This is a genomic window from Endozoicomonas numazuensis (assembly GCF_000722635.1).
GTDB lineage: Bacteria > Pseudomonadota > Gammaproteobacteria > Pseudomonadales > Endozoicomonadaceae > Endozoicomonas_A > Endozoicomonas_A numazuensis.
In genome coordinates, this window is record NZ_JOKH01000003.1 from 247,544 (window position 1) to 254,672 (window position 7,129).

The following is a 7,129-nucleotide window of genomic DNA, read 5'->3' on the forward strand; positions in this document are numbered from 1 at the left end:
CCCGACGGATGGCCCTTAAAATAAAAGCCTTGAGCAATTGAAAAACTTTTTACTCCACTAAAAAGTTTTTCTCATTAGAAAGCCTCTATGAAGCAGTTAAAAATGACGACAGCCGGTGTCAGCAGCGCCGGCATCAAGGAAGAAAACCAGGACGCCTGGGTGGCCGAAGTCCCCGACAATACCAGCACAATGAATTATAAGGGGGCTGTGCTGGCTCTGGCTGATGGGGTCAGCGCCTGTACAGAAGCCCGTCGGGCCAGTCATACCAGTATCCGCAGTTTTACTTCTGATTACTACAGCACACCTGACTCCTGGACGGCACGTCACTCTGCCGCAAAAATTCTCAGTGCCCTGAATCGCTGGCTATACCAGCAAGGTCATACCGACCCTTTAGATCAAGGCAGCTGGTGCACCACCTTTACCGCCATGATTTTAAAGTCCACCACCTTGCACCTGGTGCATACCGGAGACTCCAGAGCATGGCGCATTAGAAATAACGAGCTGGAATGCCTGACCCGGGATCATACTGCCACTCTGGGCGGACGACAGTACCTGGGCAGAGCACTGGGCATGGCCCCTGATGTAGAAGTCGATTACAAGTCAGAAATACTGGACGACGGAGACCTACTGTTACTGACGACCGATGGCGTACATGACTTTATATCGAAAGACACCATCAAAGAATGTTTTTCCCAACAGAAACCTCTGGATGAGATTGCACAACAACTGGTTGATCTGGCGCTGGAAAAAGGCAGCAATGACAATCTGACCTGCGTCATTGGCCGAATCGATCAAGTACCAGCGGGCGACCCCACTGAAAACCTGCAAAGGCTTTCTGAACTCAGGTTACCGCCCGATCTGTACCCCGGCCAGATACTGGACGGCTATCGTATTCTTGAAGAGCTTCATGCCAGCAAACGCAGCCAACTGTATCTGGCTGAAGATACACAGGCCGACACACCAGGCCCTCATCATGTGGTCATTAAAACGCCTTCCATTAACTTTGAGGATGATCCGGACTACCTGGAAGGATTCATGCGCGAAGAATGGATCGGCCGCAGGATAAAACATCCTTCCGTCATGGAAGTCTTGCCTCCCCGAACGGGTCGGCAATTTCTTTACCATATCTGTGAACACATTCGCGGGCAGACACTGCGCAGCTGGATGCAAGAAAATCCCAAACCATCACTGACTGAAGTCAGGGATATAGTGGCACAAATTATCACTGCCATTCGGGGGCTGCACAGACTTCAGATTTTGCATCAGGATCTGAAACCGGAAAACCTGATGTTTGACCAGGAAGGCCGCTTGAAACTGATTGATTTTGGATCCGCTCGCGTCGCAGGTGATTTCGAAAACCAGCAAACCCTTCAAAGTGAATTACCCCAGGGCACCAAAAACTATACAGCCCCTGAATACTTTTTGGATGGAGTGATTGATGAACGAGCCGACCAGTTTGCCATTGGTGTGATTGCTTACGAATTATTGACCGGTGAACTGCCCTACCCTGAACATTCAGGCAGCAGCCTGAGGGTGCGACACTATCAGCACATGAAATACCGCCCCGCAAATCAGTCCGACTCATCGATTCCTTCATGGATAGATTCAGCACTGGCAAAAGCCGTAGCAGCCGACCCGGCGAAACGTTACCCGGCTCTGTCTGAATTTTTGCAGGATTTGAAGCAACCGAACAGTTCATTTCAAAGTCGCAGCTTTCAACCTTTGATAGAACGGAATCCGGTGCTTACCTGGCAGCTGATTGCGCTGTTACTTTTTATGGTCAATGTGGTTCAGTATTTGAGCAGCTGAGCCAATGCTTAGCAGTTTTCTACACCTACCTTTCCAGATTATATACAGGTAATATGTCGCTCAATAAAAACATTGAACTCGTTAAAAAGCAGGAAGCGGTTTGAGCTCAGGGATATTAGCTCGTGGCTACGCAGTACAGCCCAAGTCTATGGGCGGTAGCGTGTCTGACCCCAATCCATCATCCGCTCTTCAGTCAGTTTGTACGAAAGTTACGTAAATTTAGTTCGTATAAGTGGATTCTCCCATAGTTCCTTATCTAATTGATTTTAAATATTATTTTTATAAAAAGGCGCGTATGAGAATGTTAAGCGGAAAATATACAAATCATGAAATGCGACAGGTTGAATAACGATCTAAATAGACAGGTTGGATCTACAAGTCCCGGCATCTATGGGATTGGAGACAGTCGTATTTCCCTCAGATAGTATGTTATGCGACACTCAGTCGCATAAGTAAGCTGTTATGCGTAAGATCTCAGTTAAGGTTGAGCATATGAAACTGATTAAAATAAATGCACAGAATATTGACCGAATGCTAGCTCAGCATGATGCCGATGGTGGGAATGAGATTAATGAGAGTCTTGGGAAGCTATTTGCATCTTTATCGGATGAAGAAAATAAGAATGAAGTATCCATAAAGGTTGCTGCGTTAAATCAGCTTTATTCAACCTCCATTCAATACATAAAGCCAGTTGTAACGAAAATTGTTTCAGAGATTAAGAAAAATCATTCAGAGCTGGGAAGAGAAGGGTATCTTAATTTGGTTGATCGGATTTCCTCAGTTGAATGGGTAAGCGAAACAACTGGAAAGCACCATAAAAGGAAAAATCTTTCATTTGCATCTAAGTATGTACATTTTCTAAGTGAAAGATATACCCCTATTTACGACAGCTATATATGGCTTGTAATAGTGGCCTACCTGAAAGAAAAGAATATGAAAATAAATTTGTCTTCCCCTGGGTCATATTCGGAATTCTATAGAAACTTCTCTAAATTCAAAGAGAGTTATAACCTTGAATCTTACTCTAACTACCAGATAGATAAGTTTCTCTGGCAGTACGGTAAAAATATACTATCAGAAATAATGGAGTCTGAAGAAGTAAACTTGGATAAGGCAAAGTCGATCTTTAAAAAACGCATAACAAGGCGCTCAAGCAAGGACGCGCTAACGCGCGTCGCTTAGCTTGACGTTATCAGTATCAATCATGCAAATATTTAAATATCTAGTTTTAGCATTGTTTTCATTGCAAGCCTTTGCTCAAGAAAGGCTGTATAACTTTGATTATTATCAGATCTATTCAAGAGTATTAGAACTTGCTAGTGAAGAAGCAGGTTTTGGCAGAACATACAGTCTTTATCGTATATCAACAGAATTTTCTCATCGAAAGAAAAATTTGTTCATAGCTTTCCTTTTGAAATACCCAGTTTCTAGCGATGAGAAATACAATTACATATGCTTAGTTGTTGACTCATCTGGAAAATTGATTGAGAAAGAAACTAATATAAAACCAGTCTTTAATAAACCCAATAAGCCAAACGACAGCTGTTATAAAATACAAGGTCATGATAGGGATATTTTCAATGTGATTTACAATGTAAATCATAATACCATTGAAAAAAATCTTGACTATCACCTATTAAAGAAAAAAGAAAATCCTAACCTATCTTCAGAAAAAAGAACTAATGTTCACCCTCTTATATCAAGAAAGAGTGGAACTCCAAAACTCTACATCTATGCATCTTATCAATACTCATCGAAAGGATCTTTATATCATGCCTGTCAGATAATAGATGAGAATGGTGAGTTGATAGAATTCTTGGAAAATATACCTGAGAGGAAAGAAAAAATATTTGGCAGCTTAGAAGTCTCAAGAGCAAGTAAAAGCTGCAATCTTAGTAAAGCTTTGTCGCAAAGATACTGATAATCGGGTAGCCGGAGGTTTCTAACCTCCAGCCCCTACAACACCCTGCATGCGGGTCCGCACAGGGCGTTTCATTAAGAATGGTGAAGCTTGATCCATCCGTCCCGCAGTGAATAGAGCCCCTGTGATTTCAGATAAGCCAGCGATAGCGCCTGATTGATACCCGGCGTTTTCGCGCTTCTCCACGGGCCTTTACTGCTTCGACCACAACCAACTGCCGTTCGGATTTCAACGCCAAGACNACGGTGGCCGTCAGATCACGTGGCTTCGTTGTCTTGTGCCAACTCGCCTCCAGCCTACGCCTCATAGGATGTTCTTGTTCATCAGCTCGCAGCTTTGCTAGTGGCTTCCTCCAGACCAGACCTCACGGGCTGGCCCTTGCCGTTCGCTAGTAGTTAGCGTTTAATCACAACAGGGTTTTCAACGGTGATCTTCCTACAGGGGACTTTCATCCCATAAGTTCATGCCCATGCCGGGCGTACACAAATGGTTCAAGTTCGGTCGCTTCGCTCCCCCGACGCCGCCTGCGGCGGCGCGGCTGAAGCAGGCGTTAGGTTTTTAGAAATTATCGAGTATAAAATGGACTTCATATATCGCTTCATGAGTCTGGTAGAATTATGCACCATCCTGCATGACTCAAATATAAAATTTACTCAATTGATGCTCATGGATGATCCAAACGAAGGATTAGGTAATGTCTTAAGTGCTCAAGAGTCCTTTTCCTATTCATGGGAGCTCCAAAAACACAACAAAATCAAAGAGCATCATGAGAGGATACAAGCAATATCATATATCTCGTGTTGGACTAAAGAGCCCGACTTAATGGCTATGTGGCTATTGTATTCAAAAAACAAAGACTCAATACGAATTAAAACCACAGAGAAAAAATTAAAAAATGCAGTCAATAAATTTGGTAAGAACCATTACTTTTTAAATCAACTAGACGCGCCTAAAGGCTCCATAACTCTTTTGAGCTACCCAGACACTGATAATGTGAAATATGTTTCTTTTGAAGAGTTAAGCTCGGAAATCAAGAAAAAACACGACCGGTATGTGAAAGAATGCGTTAAATCAATAGACAAAGATCTCTCCAAGGATGAAAAGGAAATCTACGAGAAAAACATCAAAGAAATTGAAGATGATCGAATTATTGAAATAGGGAAATCTAGCTTTCTAAAGGACAAGTGTTTTCGGCATGAGAGAGAGCTAAGAGCTTGCTTCAGGGTATACTACAGAAACGACCTATTGGAAGAGGAATGGCGCAAACCTGAGCACAAGAGTAAGCTGGATTACTTCTTTGGTGGTGCTTTGATTTATGAGCCTGCAATACAAGATTTACCTAAGACCGTAGAAATCCCAATCAACCATGATTTCATTGAATCAATATGTTTTGATCCAAGAACACCAGCTTATATTAAAGATGGGATGCTAAAAATAATTAGACTTGTAAAACCGGACATAACAGTCGAAGAGAGCTATGCATTTGGTTACAAACTAGACAATCACGATTTCTCTCTCAGAGAGGAGTTATAAAAACCTAATCGGGTAGCCGGAGGTTACTAACCTCCAGCCCCCACAACACCCTGCATGCGGGTCCGCACAGGGCGTTTCATTAAGAATGGTGAAGCTTGATCCATCCGTCCCCCAGTGAAAACGTGGTCGAAAAGATTGTCGCCAAAGGCTGGCTTCGTATCATCACGCTGAGTCACGTCATTACCGGGCGGCATTCGTGTATTCAAGTCTGACAAGGCTCCTCCTTTATTCTTAATGTTCAGGCCTTCGNCGCTATCGGTGGTAATCCGGTTTGCTCGAACAGGGGGATGCATTCTGTTCGCCGAGCCTGTTGAGACCAGTGGCTGAGAACTGGAAAGTAACCGATCGCGTGTTAAGCAGATCTCCCCGGATAAGGACATGAACTGTCACTGCGCAACTGCATCCTTTACGGTGGCCGTCAGATCACGTGGCTTCGTTGTCTTGTGCCAACTCGCCTCTAGCCTACGCCTCATAGGATGTTCTTGTTCATCAGCTCGCAGCTTGGCTAGCGGCTTCCTCCAGACCAGACCTCACGGGCTGGCCCTTGCCGTTCGCTAGTAGTTAGCGTTTAATCACAACAGGGGTTTCAACGGTGATCTTCCTACAGGGGACTTTCACCCCATAAGTTCATGCCCATGCCGGGCGTACACAAATGCTTCAAGTTCGGTCGCTTCGCTCCCCCGACGCCGCCTGCGGCGGCGCGGCTTAAGCAGGCGTTATATGTCAAAGAGTAAGTTGTGATAAATCAGCTGAAAAAGAACTACTATCAACAGTATTCTTTTTTTAAGATGCTAACACAATGAAATTACACTCCAGCATATCTATCAACCTATTAATAGTTCTGATTTTTTCATCGATATATTGCTATTCAAATACTATGAGTATTTCTAAACGATATACTTTACCAGCACAAGATGTTGAAAGTGGGAAATATCCTTGGATATTGCAACAAGTCAATAAATTTTCTATAAAAAATTGTACTGCTGTGTTAATTTCTAAAACGCATGCATTAGTTTCTGCTCATTGTGTGTCTAACCCTATTAGTAGGAACTGTGTTAGAGTTATTTTTTCTAACTCAAAAGATCAGTTAAATATAGGTATTACAAGAGTTGCAATTCATCCTGATTATATTCCATACAATTATTTTCTGACTGGTAAATTTCATGAGCACGATATTGCAATTCTAGAATTAGAAACAGCCTCAGATGAAACTCCAATAACTATTGATACAACAAAGTATAATTGTTCTGACATTAATGGTATTCAGAACCCATTAACTGCTGGTTATGCACACTACTCTGTTTTAAAAGAAGCATTACTGGAATGGCTTCCAAGCTACGGGTGCGACATTTCAGTATTTCCAAAGTTATACAACCTAAAATATATGGGCATAGGTGAAGGAGGAGATTCTGGTTCTCCATTATTTTTAACAAATGATGAAATGCATTTATTACTAGGGTTGCATTTTGGAGGGTTATGGAAGGGTAGTGATTACCCTAACCTTTATGAACCAGTTTCAAGAAACTTAGAGTTTATTGAAACCCATACAAATATTAGCTTAATCTCAAGTGGCAGTGGCAGTGATCGTTTATTTCCATTGACTCAATTTTGGGAAGATATACATTGCGATTTAGTCACTGAAACCACTGAAGCCACTGAAGCCACTGAAGCCACTGAAGCTACTGAAGCTACTGAAGCTACTGAAGCTACTGAAACTACTGAAACTACTGAAACTACTGAAGCTACTGAAGCTACTGAAGCTACTGAAGCTACTGAAGCTACTGAAGCTACTGAAGCTACTGAAGCTACTGAAGCTACTGAAGCTACTGAAGCTACTGAAGCTACTGAAGCTACTGAAGCTACTGA

The 7,129-nt window shown here is 42.7% G+C and carries 5 protein-coding genes; all 5 read left to right on the forward strand.

All coding sequences use genetic code 11. From position 1 onward, the window contains the following. Positions 1-87 precede the first annotated feature (87 nt). A complete protein-coding gene (locus GZ78_RS13965; protein WP_034837180.1) occupies positions 88-1,809 on the forward strand; it encodes a bifunctional protein-serine/threonine kinase/phosphatase in 1,722 nt (573 codons plus the stop codon). Positions 1,810-2,301: 492 nt separating this feature from the next. Continuing rightward, on the forward strand, positions 2,302-2,991 hold the full coding sequence (locus tag GZ78_RS13970; RefSeq protein ID WP_034837183.1) for a hypothetical protein: 690 nt from the start codon (positions 2,302-2,304) through the stop codon (positions 2,989-2,991). Between the two features lie 22 nt (positions 2,992-3,013). Beyond that, the gene (locus tag GZ78_RS13975; RefSeq protein ID WP_034837185.1) at positions 3,014-3,730 is read left to right on the forward strand and encodes a hypothetical protein; all 717 of its coding nucleotides are present in this window, start codon (positions 3,014-3,016) and stop codon (positions 3,728-3,730) included. Positions 3,731-4,216: 486 nt separating this feature from the next. Continuing rightward, positions 4,217-5,263: a hypothetical protein gene (locus GZ78_RS13980; protein WP_034837188.1), complete on the forward strand. Its 1,047-nt coding sequence runs from the start codon at positions 4,217-4,219 to the stop codon at positions 5,261-5,263. A 799-nt stretch (positions 5,264-6,062) separates the two neighbouring features. Next, positions 6,063-7,129 (forward strand): trypsin-like serine protease (locus GZ78_RS13990; RefSeq protein ID WP_236631566.1); only part of this gene is annotated, 1,067 nt, incomplete at its 3' end.